22 protein-coding genes are annotated in these 23,266 nt (G+C 37.5%); 18 read left to right on the forward strand and 4 right to left on the reverse strand.

All coding sequences use genetic code 11. The features are described from left to right. Positions 1 to 19 precede the first annotated feature (19 nt). The 7 genes from LZZ90_RS06615 (at position 20) to LZZ90_RS06645 (ending at position 6,250) form a co-directional block, all read left to right on the forward strand. Entirely contained in the window at positions 20 to 1,099 is a 1,080-nt protein-coding gene (locus LZZ90_RS06615) for a DNA replication/repair protein RecF (RefSeq protein WP_237789902.1), read from the forward strand. A gap of 24 nt (positions 1,100 to 1,123) precedes the next feature. Next, on the forward strand, positions 1,124 to 1,819 hold the full coding sequence (locus LZZ90_RS06620) for a thioredoxin domain-containing protein (protein ID WP_237789903.1): 696 nt from the start codon (positions 1,124 to 1,126) through the stop codon (positions 1,817 to 1,819). 11 nt (positions 1,820 to 1,830) lie between these two features. Next, positions 1,831 to 2,844, forward strand: a complete 1,014-nt coding sequence (gene murB, locus LZZ90_RS06625; protein ID WP_237789904.1) for a UDP-N-acetylmuramate dehydrogenase — start codon at positions 1,831 to 1,833, stop codon at positions 2,842 to 2,844. 38 nt (positions 2,845 to 2,882) lie between these two features. Then, the gene (locus tag LZZ90_RS06630; RefSeq protein ID WP_237789905.1) at positions 2,883 to 3,497 is read left to right on the forward strand and encodes an FMN-binding negative transcriptional regulator; all 615 of its coding nucleotides are present in this window, start codon (positions 2,883 to 2,885) and stop codon (positions 3,495 to 3,497) included. A gap of 97 nt (positions 3,498 to 3,594) precedes the next feature. Then, positions 3,595 to 4,701, forward strand: coding sequence for a glycosyltransferase (locus tag LZZ90_RS06635; RefSeq protein ID WP_237789906.1), 1,107 nt, complete (start codon positions 3,595 to 3,597; stop codon positions 4,699 to 4,701). Next, the gene (locus tag LZZ90_RS06640) at positions 4,692 to 5,258 is read left to right on the forward strand and encodes an RNA polymerase sigma factor (protein ID WP_237789907.1); all 567 of its coding nucleotides are present in this window, start codon (positions 4,692 to 4,694) and stop codon (positions 5,256 to 5,258) included. Before LZZ90_RS06635 ends, LZZ90_RS06640 begins: the two co-directional genes overlap by 10 nt. A gap of 167 nt (positions 5,259 to 5,425) precedes the next feature. Then, positions 5,426 to 6,250: an energy transducer TonB gene (locus LZZ90_RS06645; RefSeq protein WP_237789908.1), complete on the forward strand. Its 825-nt coding sequence runs from the start codon at positions 5,426 to 5,428 to the stop codon at positions 6,248 to 6,250. Between the two features lie 25 nt (positions 6,251 to 6,275). Here LZZ90_RS06645 and nhaA read toward each other — a convergent pair whose 3' ends face one another. Beyond that, the gene (gene nhaA, locus LZZ90_RS06650; protein ID WP_237789909.1) at positions 6,276 to 7,427 is read right to left on the reverse strand and encodes a Na+/H+ antiporter NhaA; all 1,152 of its coding nucleotides are present in this window, start codon (positions 7,425 to 7,427) and stop codon (positions 6,276 to 6,278) included. Between the two features lie 166 nt (positions 7,428 to 7,593). Here nhaA and lipA point away from each other — a divergent pair, with 166 nt between their 5' ends. Genes lipA through LZZ90_RS06665 form a run of 3 tightly spaced genes read left to right on the forward strand, consistent with a single transcriptional unit; the run spans position 7,594 to position 11,717 of the window. Further along, positions 7,594 to 8,466, forward strand: a complete 873-nt coding sequence (gene lipA, locus LZZ90_RS06655; protein WP_237790125.1) for a lipoyl synthase — start codon at positions 7,594 to 7,596, stop codon at positions 8,464 to 8,466. A 17-nt stretch (positions 8,467 to 8,483) separates the two neighbouring features. Continuing rightward, a complete protein-coding gene (gap, locus tag LZZ90_RS06660) occupies positions 8,484 to 9,488 on the forward strand; it encodes a type I glyceraldehyde-3-phosphate dehydrogenase (RefSeq protein ID WP_237789910.1) in 1,005 nt (334 codons plus the stop codon). A 33-nt stretch (positions 9,489 to 9,521) separates the two neighbouring features. Further along, entirely contained in the window at positions 9,522 to 11,717 is a 2,196-nt protein-coding gene (locus tag LZZ90_RS06665) for an ATP-binding protein (protein ID WP_237789911.1), read from the forward strand. Here the strand turns inward: LZZ90_RS06665 and LZZ90_RS06670 are convergent. Together LZZ90_RS06670 and lpxK are read right to left on the reverse strand one after the other, a co-directional pair. Then, positions 11,704 to 12,516 (reverse strand): purine-nucleoside phosphorylase, encoded by an 813-nt coding sequence (locus tag LZZ90_RS06670; RefSeq protein ID WP_237789912.1) that lies wholly within the window; start codon positions 12,514 to 12,516, stop codon positions 11,704 to 11,706. The two genes, LZZ90_RS06665 and LZZ90_RS06670, sit on opposite strands and share 14 nt — an antisense overlap. Next, positions 12,488 to 13,513 carry a tetraacyldisaccharide 4'-kinase gene (gene lpxK, locus LZZ90_RS06675; RefSeq protein ID WP_237789913.1) on the reverse strand — a complete coding sequence of 342 codons (1,026 nt, stop codon included), beginning with the start codon at positions 13,511 to 13,513 and terminating at the stop codon, positions 12,488 to 12,490. The genes LZZ90_RS06670 and lpxK overlap by 29 nt, the downstream gene beginning before the upstream one ends. A 146-nt stretch (positions 13,514 to 13,659) precedes the next feature. Between lpxK and LZZ90_RS06680 the strand changes: the two genes are divergently transcribed. The 3 genes from LZZ90_RS06680 to LZZ90_RS06690 are packed head-to-tail and all read left to right on the forward strand — an operon-like array spanning position 13,660 to position 16,425. Further along, on the forward strand, positions 13,660 to 14,754 hold the full coding sequence (locus LZZ90_RS06680) for a Nif3-like dinuclear metal center hexameric protein (RefSeq protein ID WP_237790126.1): 1,095 nt from the start codon (positions 13,660 to 13,662) through the stop codon (positions 14,752 to 14,754). 3 nt (positions 14,755 to 14,757) lie between these two features. Further along, positions 14,758 to 15,537 (forward strand): zinc ribbon domain-containing protein, encoded by a 780-nt coding sequence (locus LZZ90_RS06685; RefSeq protein ID WP_237789914.1) that lies wholly within the window; start codon positions 14,758 to 14,760, stop codon positions 15,535 to 15,537. 33 nt (positions 15,538 to 15,570) lie between these two features. After that, on the forward strand, positions 15,571 to 16,425 hold the full coding sequence (locus LZZ90_RS06690) for an alpha/beta hydrolase (RefSeq protein ID WP_237789915.1): 855 nt from the start codon (positions 15,571 to 15,573) through the stop codon (positions 16,423 to 16,425). A 4-nt stretch (positions 16,426 to 16,429) separates the two neighbouring features. On the opposite strand, the gene LZZ90_RS06695 is transcribed toward LZZ90_RS06690, so the two are convergent. Continuing rightward, the gene (locus LZZ90_RS06695) at positions 16,430 to 18,094 is read right to left on the reverse strand and encodes a S8/S53 family peptidase (protein WP_237789916.1); all 1,665 of its coding nucleotides are present in this window, start codon (positions 18,092 to 18,094) and stop codon (positions 16,430 to 16,432) included. Between the two features lie 93 nt (positions 18,095 to 18,187). On the opposite strand from LZZ90_RS06695, the gene rluF reads away from it, so the two are divergent. The 5 genes from rluF (at position 18,188) to LZZ90_RS06720 (ending at position 23,234) form a co-directional block, all read left to right on the forward strand. Next, positions 18,188 to 19,012 carry a 23S rRNA pseudouridine(2604) synthase RluF gene (gene rluF / locus LZZ90_RS06700; protein WP_237789917.1) on the forward strand — a complete coding sequence of 275 codons (825 nt, stop codon included), beginning with the start codon at positions 18,188 to 18,190 and terminating at the stop codon, positions 19,010 to 19,012. Between the two features lie 93 nt (positions 19,013 to 19,105). Next, positions 19,106 to 19,867, forward strand: coding sequence for a hypothetical protein (locus LZZ90_RS06705; protein ID WP_237789918.1), 762 nt, complete (start codon positions 19,106 to 19,108; stop codon positions 19,865 to 19,867). Positions 19,868 to 20,690: 823 nt separating this feature from the next. Next, on the forward strand, positions 20,691 to 21,500 hold the full coding sequence (locus LZZ90_RS06710) for a hypothetical protein (RefSeq protein ID WP_237789919.1): 810 nt from the start codon (positions 20,691 to 20,693) through the stop codon (positions 21,498 to 21,500). A gap of 15 nt (positions 21,501 to 21,515) precedes the next feature. Next, positions 21,516 to 22,358: a hypothetical protein gene (locus tag LZZ90_RS06715; protein WP_237789920.1), complete on the forward strand. Its 843-nt coding sequence runs from the start codon at positions 21,516 to 21,518 to the stop codon at positions 22,356 to 22,358. 42 nt (positions 22,359 to 22,400) lie between these two features. Continuing rightward, the gene (locus LZZ90_RS06720; protein WP_237789921.1) at positions 22,401 to 23,234 is read left to right on the forward strand and encodes a hypothetical protein; all 834 of its coding nucleotides are present in this window, start codon (positions 22,401 to 22,403) and stop codon (positions 23,232 to 23,234) included. Positions 23,235 to 23,266: the final 32 nt, after the last annotated feature.

Consider the following 23,266-nt stretch of genomic DNA (forward strand, 5'->3'; position numbering starts at 1 on the left):
CTATAATTCCGAATTTCACGTGCATCTCAAGAAACTTTCCCTTTTCAATTATAAGAACATAACCGAAGCTTCTTTCGATTTTGATGCGAAAATAAATTGCTTTGTAGGGAAAAACGGAATCGGAAAAACCAACATTCTTGACGCAATTTACCACTTATCGTACGGAAAAAGCTATTTCAATCCGCTGGCAGTTCAAAATATTCGTCATGGAGAAGAATTTTTCGTAATTGACGGGGTTTTCGAAAAAGAACAGCGCGACGAGCAAATTGTTTGTAGCCTGAAAAAAGGACAAAAAAAAATCCTTAAACGCAACAACAAACCTTACGAGCGTTTTTCCGATCACATCGGTTTTATTCCGCTTGTGATTATTTCCCCTTCCGATCAGGATTTGATTATCGAAGGCAGTGAAACCCGCAGAAAATTCATCGACAGTGTAATTTCGCAATTGGATGGATCGTATCTCCAGCAATTGATTCAATATCAAAAAATTGTAGCACAGCGCAATGCCTTGTTAAAGTATTTTGCCGTGAACTACACTTTTGACAACGATACGCTTTCCATATATAACGAACAGTTACACGAATTAGGAACGACCATTTTTGAAAAGCGCAAACAGTTTTTAGACGATTTTATTCCGATTTTTAACAAACACCATCAGGCGATAACCAATTCTGCAGAGACCGTTCAGATTGTATATGAAAGTCAGCTTTTTGAAAAACCGCTATTGGAATTATTTGATGAATTTCTCAGCAAAGACCGAGCCTTGCAATACACAAGTGTAGGAATCCATAAAGACGATCTTTCTTTTGAAATTGACGCATTTCCAATAAAAAAATTCGGTTCGCAAGGTCAGCAAAAATCGTTTTTAATTGCTTTAAAACTGGCACAATTCGAATTCATCAAAAAACAAAGCGGCGTTTTACCCATCTTATTATTCGATGATATTTTCGACAAATTAGACGAAACCCGCGTAAGCAAAATAGTAGAAATGGTTAACGACGAAACCTTTGGGCAGTTATTCATTTCCGACACGCATCCCGAACGTACCGAAAACATTGTAAAATCGACCCACCAGTCGTACAAACTATTTAATTTGTAATTTTACCGACCAAATCATCCTAAAATGAAGTCATTAAAAATCATCGCATTAGTATCGTTAACGATTCTCTTCAGCAATTGCAGCAAAAGCCAATCTTTTAAAAGCCTTCCTGTTGCTGATTTTGAAAACATCTTAAAAACAACTGCCACGGCACAATTGGTAGACGTACGAACTTCGGAAGAATACGCTTCTGGAGCGCTGACAAATTCCAAGAACATTGATTGGAACGGCGGTAATTTTGAAACAGAAGTAAGCAAACTGGACAAATCCAAACCTATTTTTGTTTACTGTTTAGCCGGTGGACGAAGTAAAAAAGCCGCTGCAAAATTATCCGAAATGGGCTTTAAAACCATTTACGAGATGGATGGCGGTTACATGAAATGGAGCGCTGCTCATCCCTCGGGAACAAAAACTGAAGACAAGGGAATGAGCAAATCCGATTATGAGAAATTAATTGCTTCCGATAAAGTTGTAGTTATCAATTTCTTTGCAGAATGGTGCGGCCCTTGCAAAAAAATGGGACCTTACATCAGCAAAATGACCAAAGAATACAACGGAAAAGCAAAAATTGTTCGTGTGGATGCCGATAAAAACAAAACCTTGTTCAACGGATTGGGTTATCAGGAACTTCCGGTGGTTATCGTATTCAAAAACGGTAAAGAAGTTTGGAAGAAAAACGGATTTGTTTCCGAAGCAGAACTGAAAGCGCAACTCAACTAACAAACCAAAACATGCAGATTCAACATAATTTCTCTTTAAAAAACTACAACACTTTCGGTATTGAAGCCAAAGCAAAAGCTTTTGTGGAAGTTTCCAATACTGAGGAACTGGCACAAATCCTGAAAGAACACCAGAACGAAAAACTGTTCATTTTAGGCGGCGGAAGCAACATGCTTTTAACACAGGACATTGATGCGCTGGTAATCCATGTAAATCTGAAAGGAAAAAAGATTCTAAAAGAAGATGATGATTATGTTTGGGTTCAGGGAAATGCAGGAGAAAATTGGCATGAATTTGTTTTATGGAACATTGATAAGGATTTCGGAGGCATTGAAAACATGTCGCTAATTCCCGGAAATGTGGGAACTACTCCAATTCAAAACATTGGCGCTTATGGAGCGGAAATCAAAGATACGTTTGTTTCATGCGAAGCGATGAAAATCGACTCTCAGGAAATTTTCACTTTTACCAACGAAGAATGCAAATTTGGGTATCGTGAGAGCATTTTCAAAAACGAAGCAAAAAACCAATACGTGATTACTTCGGTAACATATAAACTGACGAAGACAAACCACAAAATCAACACCTCTTACGGAGCAATCGACGGCGAATTGGCTAAACACGGTATCACCAATCCAACGATTAAAGAAGTGAGCAATGCCGTGATCGCTATCCGTCAGAGCAAATTACCGGATCCGAAAGAATTAGGCAACAGCGGAAGTTTTTTCAAAAATCCAATAGTTGCCAGAGAAGTTTATGAAAAAGCGCACGCTCAATACCCGGAAATGCCGCATTATAATGTTGGCGCGAACCAAGTAAAAGTTCCGGCGGGCTGGCTGATTGAACAGGCCGGTTTTAAAGGAAAACGCTTTGGCGATGCAGGCGTACACACACTTCAGGCTTTGGTTTTAGTAAACTACGGAAATGCAACCGGACAGGAGATTTTGAATGTTTCGAAAGACATTCAGAAAACCGTTTTGGAGAAATTTGGCATTACAATTGAGGCGGAAGTGAATATTATTTAGTTTTCAGTCAAAACTCATAACTTATAATTCATAACTCGATGTACATCCCAGAACTTTACAAAAACGAAAACGCTGAAGAAATCAAAAGCTTTATCAAAAACAACAGCTTTGGAATTTTGGTGAATCAAACGCAAGGAAAGCTTTGGGGAACGCATATTCCGTTAGAACTGGAAACGAATCTTCAGGGAAAGGAAGTTTTGTTCGGGCATATTTCCAAAGAAAATCCGCAGGGAAACAGTTTTGAGGACAACAACGAGGTTTTGGCAATTTTTAACGGACCTCACTCCTACATCTCTTCCTCTTGGTACGACCACGAAAATGTTCCGACCTGGAATTATATTGCTGTTCATGTCTATGGAAAAGTTAGGATTATTGATGGAGACGAATTGCTTTTTGCCATGAAAAAACTGGTTGATAAACACGAATCCGCTTCCAAAAATCCGGTTAGAATTGAAAGACTTTCATCGGAAACCATGAACCAAATTAAAGGAATTACCGCTTTTGAAATTGAAATTACCGAAATTCAGGCTGTAAGCAAGCTTTCCCAAAACAGAGACGATAAAAACCACATCGCCATCATTTCGGAATTAGAAAAAAAGAACGACCCCAACGCACACAGCATTGCTCAGGCAATGAAAAAACAACGCGACTAATCCACAGTAATTGTTAAAAACTAAGCGGGCCAATTTTATTTAAGTGAACTCTTTTCACTAAATTTGCCCTGAAATTTAACACTATCCGGGATTGCATATGCTTTCAATTTTACTTTACATTTTTATCGGAATCATCGCCATTCAACTGTTTTATTACCTGGTTGTTTTTGGAAAATTTGCCTTTGCTCAAAAACAACAGATTACTCCGAAACGCATACCGATTTCCGTAATTGTATGTGCTAAAAACGAAGCCGAAAATGTTACCAAATTCATTCCGCTCTTAGCTGAACAAAATTATCCGGATTTTGAAATCGTTTTAATTGATGATGCTTCCAGCGATGAAACTCTTGAATTGTTTGAAGCATTTGAAAAACAGTATTCCAACGTTAAACTGGTAAAAGTTCAGAATAACGAAGCATTTTGGGGCAACAAAAAATTTGCTTTAACACTAGGAATTAAGGCCGCTTCTAAAGAATATTTACTTTTTACCGATGCCGATTGTTATCCGACTTCCAAAGATTGGATTACTAACATGAGTTCTCAGTTTACCATGCACAAAACAATAGTTTTAGGGTATGGTGCTTATGAAAAAATTAAAGGATCATTCCTAAATAAAATCATCCGTTTCGAAACCATGCTTACTGCTACTCAATATTTTGCATGGGCAAAAATGGGTAAACCGTATATGGGCGTAGGTCGTAATTTAGCCTACAAACGTGAAGAATTTTTCAAAGTAAACGGGTTTATCGAACACATGAGTGTACGTTCGGGTGACGATGATTTATTCATCAACCAAGCCGCTAAAGGAAGCAACACTGCAACTTGCTACACCACAGAGAGCTTCACAGTTTCAGAACCAAAGAAAACCTGGAAAGCTTGGTTCAAACAAAAAAGAAGACATGTTTCTACGGCAAAACTTTATAAAGGTTTTGATAAATTTCAATTGGGGTTATATTACATTTCACAGCTAAGTTTTCTTTTATTAGCTATACTTCTTTTAGCATTTCAATTTCAATGGATGATTGTTGGCGCATTGGTGGTATTCCGATACATTTTTGCCTGGACAGCCCTTGGTTATGCTGCTGGAAAACTAAAGGAAAAAGATGTAATGTATTGGTTTCCGATCATTGAAATCGTCTTGATTTTTACTCAATTGAATGTGTTTTTCACTAACTTAGTTTCAAAACCGGTACATTGGAAATAACTTCGGAAATCATACAAAAAAACATTGAAAAGGCTAAATCCGGTGATCAGGTTGCCTTTACTTTCTTATTGGACTTTTTCTGGAATGAAGTTTACGGATTTATGCTTAAACGCACTGAAAACGAAACCGATACAGAAGACATCGTTATTGAAACTTTTGCAAAAGCCTTTGATAAAATTGCAACCTACAATCCTGAATTTGGGTTCAATACTTGGCTGATTGCCATTGCTAAAAATGTACACATCGATATGTTGCGCAAGAAAAAATCGGCCTTATTTGTAGAAATGACCGACGAAGAAGACCAGCAAGCCTACGATGTTGCCGACACTACTCCCACAGTTGAAGACGAAATTATCAAAGAACAAAACCTTGCCCGATTGCTTTTGTTCATAAAAGAATTAAAACCTGCATACCAAGAAGTAATACAATTGCGTTATTTTCAGGAAATGAGTTATCAGGAAATTTCGGATGAACTTCAGGAACCCTTAAATAATGTAAAAATTAAACTTTTACGTGCTAAAAAACTTTTAGCGGAAATTATTCAACAAAAACACTAAACCACTCATTTATAATCAGTAATTAAAATAAATTGATTTCAAAAAATCACACTAAATGTTAATTTGTAAAAAAATTACAATTATTTTAACATTTAACACACTATGCTAGCATAGTTTTCGTTATTAAATAAAAAAGACTATTTAATTAACCTTAAAACTATCTAGTTATGTCTAAAATCAACATTTACGAAACCGGTTGGTTAAACATGGTTTTCGAAGGACGAAACAAAACCTACGGCGCTTATCAATTAAGAACCGAGAACCCAAAAACAACCATCAGAGCTTTATTTTCTGCATTGGCTTTATTTACATCTGCTGCGGCAATTCCAATGATCATCAACTACCTAAAACCTAGTGAGGTAGCAATTCTTACCAACAAACCTCTGGATGGCGATATTGTACTTGTGGATACCAAACTCTTTAAAAAAGAAGAACCCAAAAAAGAAGAGCGCGCTCCGGAAACCAACAAACCTCTTAAAGAGGAAAAAGTAATTCGTCATACAGCCATGAAACCTGTAAAAAGAGAGGAAGCAGTTCAGGAAGTAACTACAAACAAGGAACTTGAAAATGCTCAAATTGGAAGAGAAAACCAAGAAGGAACAAACACTACCGGAAACGCAATCGTAGTAACCACTAACACTAACACAACAGGAGGAGGAAACTCAGGTTCTACAATTGAGACCCCAATTAGTCTTGAAGTTCAACCTACCTATCCGGGAGGCATTGGAGAATTTTTAAAAGATGTAAGTCGAAAATTTAAAACCCCTGAAATGGAAGAAGAAAGTGCTACCTTAAAAGTTATGGTTTATTTTGTTATCGAAAGAGACGGCACACTTTCCAACATAAAAGTAACCCGCGATCCGGGGCACAATTTAGGAAAAGAAGCCTTGAGGGTTTTAAACAGCATGAAAACAAAATGGACTCCGGGTTACAAAAACGGAGAACCGGTTCGAACCGCTTACAACCTTCCGATTGTTGTAAATATTAAATAGAAAAGCTGGAAATTCCAGCTTTTTTTTATAGATCAGAATTCTTTTCTTTCAATGTAAATGACAAAAACAGGTATCCTATAATTCCAGCTATAAGAGATGAAAAAAGAATCGCAATTTTAGACATTGTTACAACCTCATCCTTGCCTTTAAAAGCGAGCAAAGTAATAAAAATTGACATAGTGAAACCAATTCCAGCTAAAAAACCAACTGAAAAAATCTGTTTCCACTTCAATTCTTTAGGAAGACTACATACCCCCAAAGCAACCGAACCAAAACTAAAAAGAAAAACACCAATCGGTTTACCCAAAATCAAGCCTAGAAAAATACCAATACTGTTTGCATGAGTAATTCCCTCTTTCCAATCTGTTCCAAAAACCACAGCTGTATTCGCCAATGCAAAAATCGGAAGAATCAGAAAAGCGACCGGTTTATGTAAAAAATGCTGCATTTTATAAGAAATCGTTCTCTTGCTCCCGTCTCCAAAAGGAATCACAAATGCCAGCAAAACTCCGGAAATCGTAGCGTGTATTCCGGAATTCAGCATAAAATACCACATTCCTATTCCACCGATAATGTAAGGAATCCATGTATTGACTTTCATTCGGTTTAACACAAAAAGAACACCCATGATTCCCAGAGAAATTCCTAAATTCAAAAGTGAAAGTGAATCGGTGTAAAAAATGGCTATTACCAAAATCGCACCCAAATCATCAATTACCGCTAAAGCAGTCAAAAACACTTTAAGTGACACCGGAACCCTATTTCCTAAAAGCGACAAAACGCCCAAAGCAAAAGCTATATCGGTTGCCATTGGAATTCCCGCTCCGGCTTGTGTAGGCATGCCCCAATTAAAAATCAGGTAAATACCCGCCGGCACCAACATTCCTCCAATTGCAGCAAGAATCGGAAGCAACGCGTTTTTAACATTGGACAATTCTCCTTTATAAATTTCCCTTTCCAGTTCCAAACCAATTAAAAGGAAGAAAATTGTCATTAATCCATCATTAATCCAATGCTCTACTGAATGATGTCCAATTTGATAATGCCAAACATGTTCATACTGCTCCTGAAACATTGAATTTGCAAGCAACAACGAAAGCACTGTACATAAAATCAGTACAATTCCAGAGGCTTTTTCGCTTTCAAAAAATTCGGTAAACAAACGGGTAACTTGCATTATTTTGGCTTTTAAAATCAATTTTTGCTAAAATACCACTTTTAAATCAAACCAAAAAAAGGACGAAACACCTTATGATTTGTTTATGATTTTGGCTATTAAAAATGCGTTAAACCAAGTGGCAAGTTCACAACAATTAGTATCTTTGCTCAATATTTTCAGAATTATGGATACTGTTTTAGATTCCAACATCTTACCGAAAGCCAAACCGAAATGGCTTCGTGTAAAACTCCCAACCGGTCAAAAATACACCGAATTACGCGGATTGGTAGACAAATACAAGCTCAATACGATTTGTACTTCCGGCAGTTGCCCCAATATGGGGGAATGCTGGGGAGAAGGAACAGCTACATTCATGATTTTAGGGAATATCTGTACCCGCTCGTGTGGATTCTGCGGTGTAAAAACTGGACGCCCGGAAACAGTGGATTGGGATGAACCTGAAAAAGTTGCACGTTCCATCAAAATTATGAACATCAAACATGCGGTAATTACCAGCGTAGACCGTGACGATATAAAAGACATGGGTTCTATTATTTGGGCGGAAACCGTAAAAGCGATCCGAAGAATGAATCCCGAAACCACTTTGGAAACCCTTATACCAGATTTTCAGGGAGTAGAACGTATTTTAGACCGAATCGTTGAAGTAAGTCCTGAAGTAGTTTCCCATAACATGGAAACCGTTCGCCGTCTAACCCGCGAAGTACGTATCCAGGCAAAATACGACAGAAGCTTAGCTGTTCTAAAATACCTGAAAGAAAAAGGCATCCGCAGAACCAAATCAGGAATCATGTTAGGTTTAGGCGAAACCGAAGAGGAAGTAATCCAAACCATGAAAGATTTACGTGAGGCCAATGTAGACATCGTAACCATCGGACAATACTTACAGCCAAGTAAAAAACATTTACCGGTAAAAGAATTCATCACGCCTGAACAATTTGAAAAATACGAAACAATTGGTAAAGAACTAGGCTTCCGTCATGTGGAAAGCGGGGCTTTGGTACGTTCTTCTTACCATGCTCAAAAACATATTCTTTAATCATTTTAAATTTTTAAATGAATAACAAAACGCGCATCGCCATTAATGGTTTTGGTCGTATCGGACGTAATTTGTTTCGATTGCTTTTAAACCATCCTTCTATTGAAGTTATCGCTGTGAATGACATAGCCGATAAAAAAACAATGGCGCACTTGTTGAAATACGACAGTATTCACGGCGTTTTGCAAAATCAAATTAGTCACGACGAAAATTCAATTATCGTTGATGGAAATTCTTATGCGTTTTTCCATGAAAAAGAAATTTCAAATCTTGACTGGAATACTTTAAACATTGACATTGTAATTGAAGCTACAGGCAAATTCCTAAAGCATTCAAGCGCAGAACAGCATCTGAAATCGGGTGCAAAAAAAGTAATTCTTTCTGCTCCCCCGGAAGACGATTCCATAAAAACAGTTGTTTTAGGGGTAAACGAGCACATTCTTGATGGAAGCGAAAAAATCATTTCCAACGCAAGCTGTACCACCAACAATGCAGCACCAATGATTAAAGTGATTCAGGAACTGTGCGGAATTGAACAGGCTTATATTACCACTGTTCACTCCTACACTACCGATCAAAGCCTTCACGATCAACCCCATAAAGACCTGCGTCGTGCACGTGCGGCCTCACAATCCATAGTTCCCACTACAACGGGAGCAGCCAAAGCCATCACTAAAATTTTCCCTGAACTTAATGGAAAAATGGGCGGTTGCGGAATTCGGGTACCGGTACCGGATGGTTCATTAACCGACATCACTTTCAATGTAAAAAGAGAGGTTTCCATTGCGGAAATCAACGCTGCTTTCAAGCAAAAATCAGAAAACGAATTAAAAGGCATCTTGGCTTACACCGAAGATCCGATTGTTTCTGTTGATATTTTAGGAAATCCGAATTCGTGTTTATTTGATGCGCAATTAACCTCAGTTATAGATAAAATGGTTAAAGTGGTTGGTTGGTACGACAACGAAATTGGCTATTCCTCACGAATTATTGACCTGATTAGTTTCGTTTCTAAGAAATAATTGCTTATATTTATACGAATTTCTTGCGTAAATATGAGATATCTTTATACAATATTCTTATTTCTTGCTCTTACTTTTTACGGCTTTTCGCAAGAGAAAACAGCTGCCACTAAGGTTGACAGCGTCACGTATTACCTTGAACTTTCAGATTTTAACAAAGGAAATTTCGACTTTGACAAAGCCTTACTGTACGCACAAAAATCTAAACGATATTCCCAAAAAAACGATCTTAAAAAAGAACTCGCAGACAGTTATTTGACAATTGGGGAAATTTACCATCAACTGAGCCGATATAACGAAGCAATTGAAAATTACATCCACAGCATCTCGCTTTATAATAATTTTCCACCCTCATCCAACAGTGCTTTTTGTTACTACAGTCTTGGGCTGAGTTATCTGGAAAAAAATGCTTTAAGTCTTTCTGAGAATTACTTCAATAAAGCAGAAGCGGAATACAAAGCCATAAAAATGCCCGAAGCCATCGATTTAATCGATTTACAAAAAGGCGTTATCATGAAAAACAAAAATGACATCAGTGGTGCTGTCAAACAATTCAAAAAAATCATCCAGAAAAACAGTTCGGAAAACCTTTTTGATGCCAAAGCAGAAGCGTATTTTCAATTGTCCGGAATCGAAGAAAAAAGCAATATCAATTCAGCCATTAAAAACCTGGAAAAAGCTTATGTGGTTTCCAAAGAAAGCTCAAACACAAGTTTACGTCTAAGAATTATTCGTCGTTTAAGTGATTACTACGACCAAACCAAATCCACAAATCTTTCTCATTACTACCTGAGAGAATTTGTCAAAATTCGGGATTCAATTTTTAATATGCGCAACAAAAGTGCCGGAGCTCCTGTATATGAAAAGTACATTGCCAACGAACAGCTCAAGGCAATCGATAAAATGAACCGCGAGAACAAAGCACAGGAAAAATCGATAAAATTCTCGAAACTAATCAGCATTCTGAGTATTGCTTTAATCTCCATATTGTCACTTTTGAGTCTTTCTCTTTATAAAAACAACATCATTCGTACGAAAACCAATCAGTTATTACGAGACAAAAATCTTGAATTAGAAAACGCCAAAGAAAAAGCTGAGAAAGCTTCCAAAGCTCGTGCTGAATTCCTTTCTACAGTAAGTCACGAATTGCGTACTCCATTAAATGCCATCAACGGGATTACCCACATACTTATAGACGACAATCCGAAACCGGAACAGATGAATTACCTGAACTCCCTCAAATTTTCAGGAAACTACCTGCTCACATTCATCAATGACATACTTGAAATTAACCGGGTGGAATCAGATGTGGTGGAAGTGGAAAAGATTCCTTTTGATTTAAGAGAACTGCTCGAGAACATTCTCAATTCGTTTACAGAAATTGCCAATAAGAACAAAACGGTATATCATCTACAGATTGACGAAAAAATCCCATCTGTGTTAATTGGCGACCCAACCAAATTGTCACAAATTTTCATCAACCTAATCAATAATGCCATCAAGTTTACCAAGAAAGGAAACGTTTGGATTATAGCTTCTGTAAAAAAAGAGAAAAACAACTCCGTCCGTATTTATTTTGAGGTTCGTGATTCCGGAATTGGTATTCCAAAAGAAAAGCAGGACACCATTTTTGACAGTTTCACTCAAGGTTCAGTAGAAATTAACCGAACTTACGGAGGAACAGGCCTTGGTCTTGCCATTGTAAAAAGGCTTGTACATCTTCTTGGCGGTAAAATTCAATTACAAAGTGAAGTAAATCATGGCTGTCGTTTTTATTTTGATCTGGCTTTCAAAATAAGTAAAAACAGAATTGAAAAGAAAACCGGTCCGGCTTACGAAGACAGTTGGCTGGAAAACAAAAAAATACTCTTGGTTGAAGACAACAAAATCAACCAAATGATTACGCAAAAAATGCTCGAGCGTAAAAAAATGTCCTGTTACATTATAGAAAATGGAGAAGAAGCCGTGGAACACGTTCGCGAAAACACTTACGACCTTATTTTAATGGATGTGCACCTTCCGGGAATCAATGGAACAACTGCTACAGAACTAATCAGAAAGTTCAATCAGGAAACCCCAATTGTAGCTTTGACCGCTATTTCACTAGACGAAAACAGAGAAATGCTACTATCCTTTGGAATGAATGAGGTGATTACAAAACCGTTCGATCCGGAGAAATTCTACGAGATTATTGCAACCACCATCAATCAGAAGGTTAATATTGCATAATCAGATTTTTGATTAAGTTACGAACTTTAGGCTCTGCCTCTTTAGCCGCTTCCAGAACTTCTTCATGGGTAATGGTATCGATGCTTTCTTCGTTTCCCATATCAGTAATTACAGAAATCCCGAACGTTTCCAGATTCATGTGTGCCGCAACGATTACTTCGGGAACAGTAGACATCCCAACGCAATCGGCACCTAAAATCTTAACCATACGGTATTCCGACAAGGTCTCAAAAGTTGGTCCTTGCAAACCTAAGTAAACCCCATCTTTTACTTCTATGTTTAATTCCGAAGCAAGTTCTTTTGCCTTTTGAATCATCTTTCGGCTGTAAGGCTCACTCATATTTACAAAACGCGGTCCAAAACGCAAATCGCTTTTACCTCGAAGCGGATGCTCGGGCATGAAGTTGATATGGTCTTTAATGATGACAATAGAACCTACACGATAGTCGTGATTCACCCCGCCGGAAGCATTAGAAACAATCAGTTTTTCAACTCCTAAATATTTCATCACACGTACCGGAAAAGTAACCTGCTTCATGTCGTAGCCTTCATAAAAATGAAAACGCCCTTGCATGGCAACCACTTTTTTTCCTTGAATGGTTCCAAAAACCAAAGCACCTTTATGACCTTCTACGGTAGAAACCGGAAAATTTGGTATTTCATTATAAGGCAACGTGTGCTCTATTTGAATATCTTCTGTAAAACCTCCCAAACCGGAACCCAAAATAACCCCATACTCTGGCGTAAAGTTGGTTTTCGATTTAATATAATTAACCGTTTCTTGTACTTGCTCCCACATAATTCAAAATTGTTTGATCAAAATTGGCAGCATCGGTTACAAATTCACTTTTAATCGGAAGGTAAAAAAGTTGTTCTTTAGGCAATTTACCTCTCAAACGAACAAAATCTTTTTCGGTTGTAACGATGATGCTTCCTTTTGCTTTTTCTTTAATCGTTTCTAAATCCTGCTGTGTAAAGTTATGATGGTCAGCAAAAACCATCGTTGATTTTTTCGCAGCCTGCAAATATGCAAAAAAAGTTTCCGGTTTTGCAATTCCCGCCAAAAGTAATTTATCAACAGCGGCGATTTCTGAAACTGAAATTTTTGTAGCTTCCGAATAAACAAAGGAATCGTAAGCTATAAAGGTAAAAAATAATTGCTGATCTTCCCTTAAATTCAATCGGGTTCTGATTTCATTTTGCTTCGTTTGCGTTAAGTTTTGAGGACATTTCGTTACTACAACAACATTCGCCCTTTCTACCCCTGTCCTACTTTCTCTTAAATTACCGGCGGGCAATATCAAATCGTCACAGTATAAATCACCAAAGGCAGTCAACATAATATAAAATCCCGCCTTCACTTTTCGATGTTGAAAAGCGTCGTCCAGCAATATCAAATCTGGAGCTTCTTTTTGAGCAAGTAACTGATTGATTCCATTTACCCGATTGGCATCCACAGCCACCTGAATTTCAGGGAATTTCTGATAAAACTGAAACGGTTCATCTCCTAAAATTTCAGCATTGGAACCTTCATCTGCCAAAACAAAACCTTCCGATTTTCGCTTATATCCTCGGCTTAATGTGGCTAATCTGTATTTATCAGAAAGCAAACGGATTAAATATTCTATCTGTGGAGTTTTACCGGTTCCGCCTACACTCAAATTTCCGACAGCAATTATGGGTAAGTCAAAAGAATGTGATTTAAAAACCCCTTTATCGTATAAAAAATTACGAATTGAGGTTACAAAACCATACAAAATCGAAAATGGAAAGAGTAGTTTTCTTAGAAAATTCATAATACGAATGTAGTATTTTTTATCTTTATTATAAAGTTGCGGCGTTTATTCGTTACTTTGAAGTAAGATTGAATGATTGAAAAATTGAAAGATTAAAAAAACAACAATTTTAAACTTTCAAACTACCGAACCTTTATACTTAAATGATGAAAATTAAAGAAATCCTTTCCGTTTTAGAAGAAATGGCACCACTGGCCTACGCCGAAGATTTTGACAATGTAGGCCTTTTGGTAGGAGACACAAATACTGAGGCAACCGGAGTTTTGGTTTGCCACGACGCCTTGGAATCAGTGATCGACGAAGCCGTTTCCAAAAATTGCAATCTTGTGGTTTGTTTCCATCCTATTTTATTTTCAGGGCTGAAGAAAATCACCGGAAAGAATTATGTGGAACGCACTGTGATTAAAGCTATTAAAAACGATATTGCAATATATGCCGTTCACACTGCCCTAGACAATCATCAGCAAGGAGTAAACAAAATTTTCTGTGATGCTTTAGGGCTGATTAACACCAAAATATTGGTTCCGAAGCAAAATTTCATTCAAAAACTGGTTACTTATACCATTCCGGAAAATGTAGAACAGGTTCGCAACGCCCTATTCGATGCTGGAGCCGGAAAAATAGGCAATTATGACGACTGCAGCTTCAACTCCAAAGGGATCGGAACCTACATGGGCGACGAAAACAGCAATCCGGAAATTGGGGAGCGTTTCGAGTTTGTGGAGGCCGAAGAGATCAAAATTGAAGTTACTTTCGAAAAACACCTGCAAAGTAAAATCCTGAAAGCCTTGTTTTCCAACCATGTTTATGAAGAAGTAGCCTATGAAATTTACGATTTACAAAACGCGCATCAGAATATCGGATTGGGAATGATCGGTGAACTTCAAGTACCAATAAGCGAATCGGATTTTCTTGAAATGGTCAAAGAAAAGATGGAAACCGGAGGCATTCGTCATAGTCAATTCTTAAACAAAACTATTAAAAAAGTAGCTGTTTTAGGCGGTTCCGGAAGTTTTGCCATTAAAAACGCCATCAATGCACAAGCCGATGCATTTCTAACTGCCGATTTGAAATACCATCAGTTTTACGAAGCCGAAGACCAACTCCTTTTAGCCGATATCGGTCATTATGAGAGTGAAAGATTTACAAAAAATTATATAGTTGGTTATCTTACGAAAAAAATTAGTAATTTTGCAATCATTTTATCGGAAGAAAATACAAATCCAGTTAAGTACTTTTAAAATATGGCAAACGTTAAAGAACTAAGTGTAGAAGAAAAGTTAAGAGCTCTTTATGACTTACAATTAATCGATTCTCGAATTGACGAAATCAGAAACGTAAGAGGGGAATTACCTCTTGAAGTGGAAGATTTAGAGGATGAAGTTGCCGGTTTAAGCACTCGTTTAGAGAAATTAAAAAGTGATTTGGAAACCATTGAGGAGCAAATCAAAGACAAAAAGAATGCAATTGAAGGACACAAAGAGTCTATCAAAAAATATGCAACTCAACAAAAAGAAGTTCGCAACAACCGTGAATTCAACGCTTTAACCAAAGAAGTTGAGTTTCAGGAATTGGAAATTCAATTGGCTGAGAAGCACATCAAAGAAATGAAAGCTTCTATCGAACACAAAAAAGTGGTTTTTGGTGAAACCAAAGACAAATTAGAGGCTAAACAAACGCATTTAAAACACAAAAAATCGGAATTAAGCGACATCATGGCTGAAACCGAAAAGGAAGAAAACTTCTTGATAGGAAAATCTGAAGAGTTTCGTGGTTTAATTGAAGCACGTTTACTTACAGCTTACGACAGAATCCGCTCTAGTGTTAGAAACGGCTTAGCTGTAGTATCTATCGAGCGTGGAGCTTCTGCTGGATCGTTCTTTACCATCCCTCCGCAAACACAAATGGAAATCGCTTCCCGCAAAAAAATCTTAACCGATGAACACAGCGGAAGAATCCTGGTAGACAATGTGTTAGCAGACGAAGAAAAAGAAAAAATGCACCAATTATTTGCAAAAATATAAGTAACTTAAAGCCTCCAAACGGAGGCTTTTTTTATGGAACTATTTAACAAGACCATTTACTTTGTTTTCACAAAATCCATTGGATTGTATGTTAATCTGATGAGTCTTGTCATGCCTAAAAAAGCAGCCCAAATCGCTTACAAGTTTTTTTCTGAGCCCCGTGAAGGAAAACTCAATCCCAATTCCATCCCTGAAATATTAAAAGAAGCCGAAAAAGAAACCATTATCTTAGAGAATCACACCATCCAGACTTATACCTGGAAAGGCAACCAAAACAAAGTATTACTGGTACATGGCTGGGAAAGCAATGCTTCGCGCTGGGAACAATTCATCAAAGAATTGCGAAAATCAAAAAGCACCATTATTGCTCTGGACGGCCCCGGACAAGGACTCTCCAGCGGAATTGAGTTCAACATCCCTCAATATGCCAAACATGTGGATGCGCTCATTCAGAAATTTCAACCGCAATACATCATTGGTCATTCTATGGGCGGAGCAACCTGTTTGTATTATCAGTACAAATACAACAACCCTTATTTACAAAAAATGGTTATTTTAGGAGCTCCAAGTGAATTTGAAATCCTCCTGAACAACTACAAGAAGACCATCAGTTTGAACGAGAAAGCTTTTGAACTTTTAAAACAACGATTTGTAGAACGATTCGAGATACATCCTTCCGATTTTTCCGGAAAAAAATTCGCCTCCACCTTTAACTTAAAAGGATTGATTGCCCATGATATTGACGACGATGTAGTTTCTTTCGATGAAGGTAAAAAAATTGCCGAAGCCTGGAAATCTGCAGAATTTATTCAAACCAAAGGACTTGGGCACAGCCTACACGACGAATTGCTTTACCAAAGAATTTCGAGTTTTCTTTTTGAAGAATAACCATTTAATGAATTAACAGCTTCTTAGTAGCGCTTTTGTTTCCGCAAACAACCTTAACAAAATACATCCCGTCGGGTAAATTCCCAAGAGCAACAGTACTTTGCTTTTCGTATAACTGCTTCCCGATTACTTTTCTTCCCAATGCATCGTAAAGTTCCAGAAAAGTATTCTCAGAAAAAGCTTCCGAGAGTGTAATGGTGAACTCCTGATGTGCAGGATTCGGATAAAGAGTGGTAATCAGAAGCTCAGGCTGCTGAAGCGATAAATGGGTATTTATTTCATCAATAGCAGCTTTCATATTTGGCAGTGGACCAATATTACCAACCACCGAAGTTCCTTGTGGAATTCCCGTTGTGTTTAATAATCTGCGCATCTCAACAGGAGTCATATACACCCCGGTCAAACTAAAATAATACGATTGTAAAACTATAACACAACTTGCAACCATTGGTGTAGCAGCACTGGTTCCGTTAAAATTGGTGTATCCTTGATTAAAATCCCCACCTACCTGAACAACATTACCATAACCGCACGCAAAAACATTTTCTGCCCATCCCTGAACATCAAATCGTAAGCCGTAATTACTGTAAGAAATTCGATCGTGTGTTAAATTCGACCGACCCCCTCCAACAAGTATAGCCCCTGAATTCCCCCGATTCATATAAGAAGCATAATATGCCGAATCTAAATTTTGACCTCCGTTAGCGCCAGCCTCAACAATTATAATTCCAGCATCGGTAGCCGCTTTGGTCAAATCCCAGACCACCGCATCAAATTCAGCAGGAACCAAACTGCCTCCTTGCCCGTAAGCTTGCATTTCAAACAAAATAACATCTCCGGCACGAGAATTAGAAATCGCTTTAACTATTGCATTAATTCTATTATAACCCGTTTGCTGCCATTCGGGAAACAACACCATTTCACGGGCTTGGTTGGCCATCCCAGAAATCCCATATCCACCGTCATCTGCCATAACTATGCCAAAAACAGGAGTTCCGTGTTCTGTATAAGAAGCTGAAGCTGAAGAATTAATGGTCATCCCCGGAGCAATAAACACATTTACTTGGTTCAAATCTTCGTGTTGGGAATTGAAACCGTACTCTACATCCCGTACCCGGATTCCGCTTCCTTTAAGACCCAAGGCCCAGGCTGATTCCATATTTACACCCGGATCTGGTGCCAAATAAGACTGATTGGGTAAATAATCATCAGTAGTTGGAGGAATATCACTCGGTGGGGCAATGGGCTGCAAAGACATTAACGAGCAATAAACCACTTCGGGATAAGCTTCTAAAAGTTTGGCTATCTCCAAGAGCTTTTCGTTGGTTGGAGCGTCTACTTTAACCCTAAGTATATTTTTTAATTTTCGAACCGAAACATCACTTCCAGAAAGACGCACTGCTTCTTTGGAAAGGAACTTCAGCTGGTCATCAGGAATTGCAATTCCTTTTTCAAAATCAAGAGCATATCTGTTCGAAAGGGTTTCAAATTGCGGCAGCTTTTTAACTAATTCTTCCTTATAATCACCGGATTCAAAACGAAATTCATCACTAAAACAAACATACAATTCATGCACATCGGAATTTGGTGCTAAACGAAGTTCTCCCTTTCCGCTTTGGGCAAAAAGCTGAAAACCAAGTACCAGGAACAAATAACGTATGCTTTTCAAATCGGTAACAAATTAAGATTCAAAGATATAAAAAAGTCGTTCTAAGCATTGTAAATACTTAATAATATTCAAATATGTCTTACTTTTGCAGCTATGGAAGAAAATAAAACCCGAATTAACAAATTCCTTTCCGAAACCGGTTACTGCTCCAGACGTGAGGCCGACAAGCTTCTGGAAGAAGGCCGCATTACCATAAACGGAAAGATTCCCGAGCTGGGCACTAAAGTTTCTTTGCAAGATGAAATCCGCGTAGACGGAAAACTGATTCGTGAGAAAACTTCCAAACCAATTTATCTTGCCTTCCACAAACCTGTTGGTATTGAATGTACCACCAACCAAAACGTGCGCAACAACATAGTTGATTACATCAATTATCCCAAAAGAATTTTCCCTATCGGACGTTTGGATAAAGCCAGTGAAGGACTAATTTTCATGACCGACGATGGCGACATCGTAAACAAAATACTTCGCGCCAGAAACAATCACGAGAAGGAATACATCGTTACTGTAAACAAACCAATTACCGAACGATTCATTCAGCGTATGGGCAACGGTGTGCCGATTTTAGACACCGTGACCAAAAAATGCAAAGTAGAACAAATCAGCAAGTTTGTATTCCGAATCATTCTAACTCAAGGGTTAAACCGACAAATTCGTCGTATGTGCGAATACTTAGGTTATGAGGTTACGGCTTTAAAACGCATCCGCATCATCAATATTTCACTGGATGTTCCTGTGGGACGCTACCGCGATTTAACCGATAGCGAAATAAAGGAGCTTAACAAACTAATTGAGCCTTCAAGTAAAACGGAAGAGGCAAGTTTGCCAAAAGTTGGCTCTCAAAAAAGCGAAATCAGCAAAAAATTCAAACCTACGGAGGTCAAAAAAAATGATAACAGGCGTAGGTTCAAACAATAAGATCTTTTTTTACCTCAATAAAAAAAAGGGCAGAAGTTTCTTAATATTTATATATTTTAATAATTTTGAGAAACTAATAAAACACCTACAAAAATGTCTTCAGCTTCTGAATTCAACAATAGTATCGATCAGTGGAGGAAATCCAGCACTGAAACAGGTCATGCTAAAAATGTTGCAAATTTTTTAAGGCTGATCTCGTTTTGCCAGAATCTGCAAACTACTTACAATCCGTCGAATGAGAGGTTAAAAATTCCGCATCTTCTTATTTTATATCAAAATGCTTTCGAAAAACTAAACGAAGTATATGCTCAGAAGTCAAACTTTGACACCCATACCCACAACCGCAGAAATGCCTTCGAAGACTTAAAACCCTTTTGCACTAAAATTATCAATGCTTTTGCGGTTTCAGGAGTAAACAAATCAACTCTTGAAGAGGCAAAGGCCATAAACAAAAAAATACAGGGAGTGGTTTTGAAAAGTTCCTTAACCAGCATAAACGAAGGAAAAACATCTACTTCTCAGCAATCCTATGACCAAAAAATTGAGCATTTTTCCACTTTAATTGAAATTCTCAAGCAAAACCCAATTTACAATCCGAACGAACAGGAATTAAAAATTACTTCACTGGAACAGAAATTGAGCAACCTGCAAATGCAAAACCTTAATCTGATTCACAGTTATACTCTGTACAGCAATGCATTGCAAATTCGAAATCAGATCTTGTACAATTCAGAAACAGGTCTAGTTCAAAAAGCAAAAAAAATAAAACAATACATAAAAAGCATTTTTGGGACCAACAGTTCTCAATACCTTCAAATTCGAAGTTTGGAATTTAAGGTTCGTACGGGGGAATGAGTTCTTTTCCATTAAAAAAACATCACTTCTTGCTTTTAAACTCTTATAAGCTGCAATCATCTCAAAAAAGGAACGTTTGTTTGCTTTACCTTTTGTCGATTTTTTTTATCCGATGGTCTTTTTTTTTAAAAAGGAAAAAGTTGTTTTTCTAAAATCAATCATAAAATTTTAACAATCAGTATAAATATTGATTAAGGAAACTATTTATTTATTAATAACAATGATTGTTTTTTATTAATCAATGATATTTTTTCTATAGTACAAAATAGTTTTAGTGTTGGCTAAATTAAAAATTAAAATGGCTAAACCACAAAAAAGCCTGTAAATACTGGCCTTTAAAAAGGAATTTCATTTTTAAAACCATTTCATCCTTTTTGGTTTAAATTTAAGTAAGAAAATTTTTTCACGTTCTTTTATCCATAGGTTATCTGTCAGTTTTTTTTCTAGAAATTTCACAGACTCCAAACTCAAATAATGCCTATCCGGTTTTTGATTTTCAGCAATTTCAAAACACCAAATGACAAAAAACATTGAGGTTCGTTATTAAGTTTTGTTTTTAAAATGGAACTTTATAACATGATAGAAAATGAATGTTCAGGGCTAACAAAGTTCTAAAGAAAATAACAGACAATTTAAGAAAGTTTGCAAAGCACAGCAGATAGAGCTTCCAGAGCTATTTTGAAATTCAGAATAAAAAAGTCATTTCTAAAAGTTAAAAAACACTCTTTCTGCCTCATCATGGTTGATTGAAAACACTATAAAAACAGCCAGTTTCCCAGCATACAAAAGTCGTTCTTTATTATGAATATAAAACCCTTAATTTATGCGTAAACTTCTACTCTTACTGTTTTATTGTAGCCTGAATGCCCAAGTGGGTATTGGCACATCTTCACCAGACAATGATGCTATGCTCGAAGTATTAAGCTCCGACAAAGGTATTTTGCTCCCAAGGGTTAAGCTTGAAGACCTCTCCCTGTCTACTCCTTTAACTGCCCATGTCTCCGGTATGATTGTATACAACACTGCATATAATGGAACCAATTTAAACACTGTTTTCCCCGGTCTGTATTACAATGACGGACAACGTTGGGTACGATTAAATCCGAACACGGTAAAAATAGGAGAATTAAAAAACAGTTTTGCTATTGCGGATCACAACGGATGGTATCTGTTAAATGGACGCACTATAAGCTCACTCCCTGCAACAGTTCAACCAAGAGCTTCTGCTTTAGGTTTTGCAAGTAATTTACCTGATGGAAGTAATCTTTTCCTTAGAGGAAAGTCTGCAAGTGAAACTTTAGGTTTACAAGGAGGAAATAACTCTATAACGCTTAGTCAGGCAAATCTTCCCAATATCAATTTCACCGGAACAACAAACACCTCTGGCATCCATAATCACAACATGGATAGCTTTATTGGGATGGAAAACATTGGTCTGCTTTCTACAACTGCTCTAACCCTTTTTGTGACTCAAGCCGTAGCAAAAGAGACTAATATTGCCCCGACAAAAACTTCGAACCCAAGCGGAAGTCACACCCACACCGTTAGCTTTAATTCAGGAGGAACTGCCATCCCTATTGACATAACTCCCAATTATGTTGCCACAAACATTTTTATATACTTAGGAAATTAATTAAAAGAATCTATTATGGCACAAAAAACTACTCTTATACTTTTATTGTTCTTTTCCTTTAACTTTTATGCTCAGGTTGGAATCGGAACTAATACACCAGATATAAATTCTGTTTTGGAAGTAAGCAGTTTTAAAAAAGGAGTACTTATTACACGGGTAGCCCTTACAGAAACTATTTCACCTCTACCACTAACAAATCATGTTGCGGGAATGATTGTATATAACACTAGCACTTCAGGTACAAACGAGAAAATCGTTGTTCCAGGATTTTATTACAACAATGGTACTCAATGGATACGATTAGAGCCTTTAACAACAGCGATTGGTGATATAAAACACAGCATTGTTACTACGGATCATAACGGCTGGTATCTGCTCAATGGAAGAAATACATCTACCCTTCCAGTCAAAGCACAGACTAACGCCTCTTCAATTGGGTTTGGCACAACGCTTCCTGATGCGACAGATCGTTTTCTAAAAGGAAAATCCTCTTCAGAAACCCTAATGGCAAATGGCGGAACAAGTGCTATACAACTCACACAAAGCAATTTACCCAATGTAACCTTTAACGGAACGGCCAACACTGCCGGATCCCATACCCATGATTATGAAGACAAATACCATAGCGTTCCCGAGAATTTAAATTTAGTTACCGGACTTCTTGGTATTTTAAGTGGTCTTGTTTTAAATATTCTCAACAATGATGTAGGCTCTGATTCCGTATCTACAACAACATCAACCTCATCTGCAAATGGAAACCACTCTCATACTGCAACAATTAGTACCGGAGGGACATCAGCTCCTCTAAACAAAACATCTCACTTAGTAACCAACACCTTTGTTTACTTAGGCAAATAAAAACACCTTATCAAAGAAAAACACAACAAAATATTATTTGCTATGAAAAACAGTATAATAACCCTATGCCTAATGTTTTGTCTTAATGCAATAGGCCAAAATGTAGGAGTCGGAACCATCAATCCCGATGAAAATTCCAGCTTAGAAATCTACAGTACCGATAAAGGTTTCCTATTAACGCGTTTACCGTTGAATGCAACAGATGACTCAACACCCTTGACTCAACATGTTGAAGGGATGACAACCTATAACACTTATGAATCTACAACTACAGGTACCACTTCTGTATATCCGGGAGTTTATTACAATGACGGTTCTAAATGGAATTACATGGGACCTAACACTTTGGCTCTAGGCGATATCAAACATTCACTTGAACCCTCTGACCATAGCGGTTGGTTTTTACTTAACGGAAGAGCAATTACTAGTCTTCCCACAATTGCAAAAAACAATGCCGCTGCAATAGGAATAGGCGCTAACCTTCCGGATAGTTCAGACCGTCTTATCAAGACCAATAATGGAACAGAAACTATACTTTCCGTTGCTGGAAACAACTCGGTAACTTTAACTCAAGCAAACTTACCAAATGTTACCTATAGCACTACAACAAGTGTTGGAGGAAGCCACACCCACACCTACAGCGATTCTTATAATGCCGCAAAAACTTTAGGTTTGGCTACGAATGTTCTTCCTCTTGTTCCCTTAATAAGTGAGAATGTTGGGGCAAACGAAAGTGTTCCCGCAAACTTGTATCCCTCTGCTGATAATGGAAGCCACTCCCACTCTGTTACAGTTCCATCAGGCGGATCAGGAGTACCTTTAAACATTACACCCAAACATCTGATAACCAATGTGTTTATCTATTTAGGAGAATAATAAAAGAAAAGCCTGAAGTTAATTCAGGCTTT

The organism is Flavobacterium sp. SM15 (assembly GCF_022012335.1).
Taxonomy (GTDB): domain Bacteria; phylum Bacteroidota; class Bacteroidia; order Flavobacteriales; family Flavobacteriaceae; genus Flavobacterium.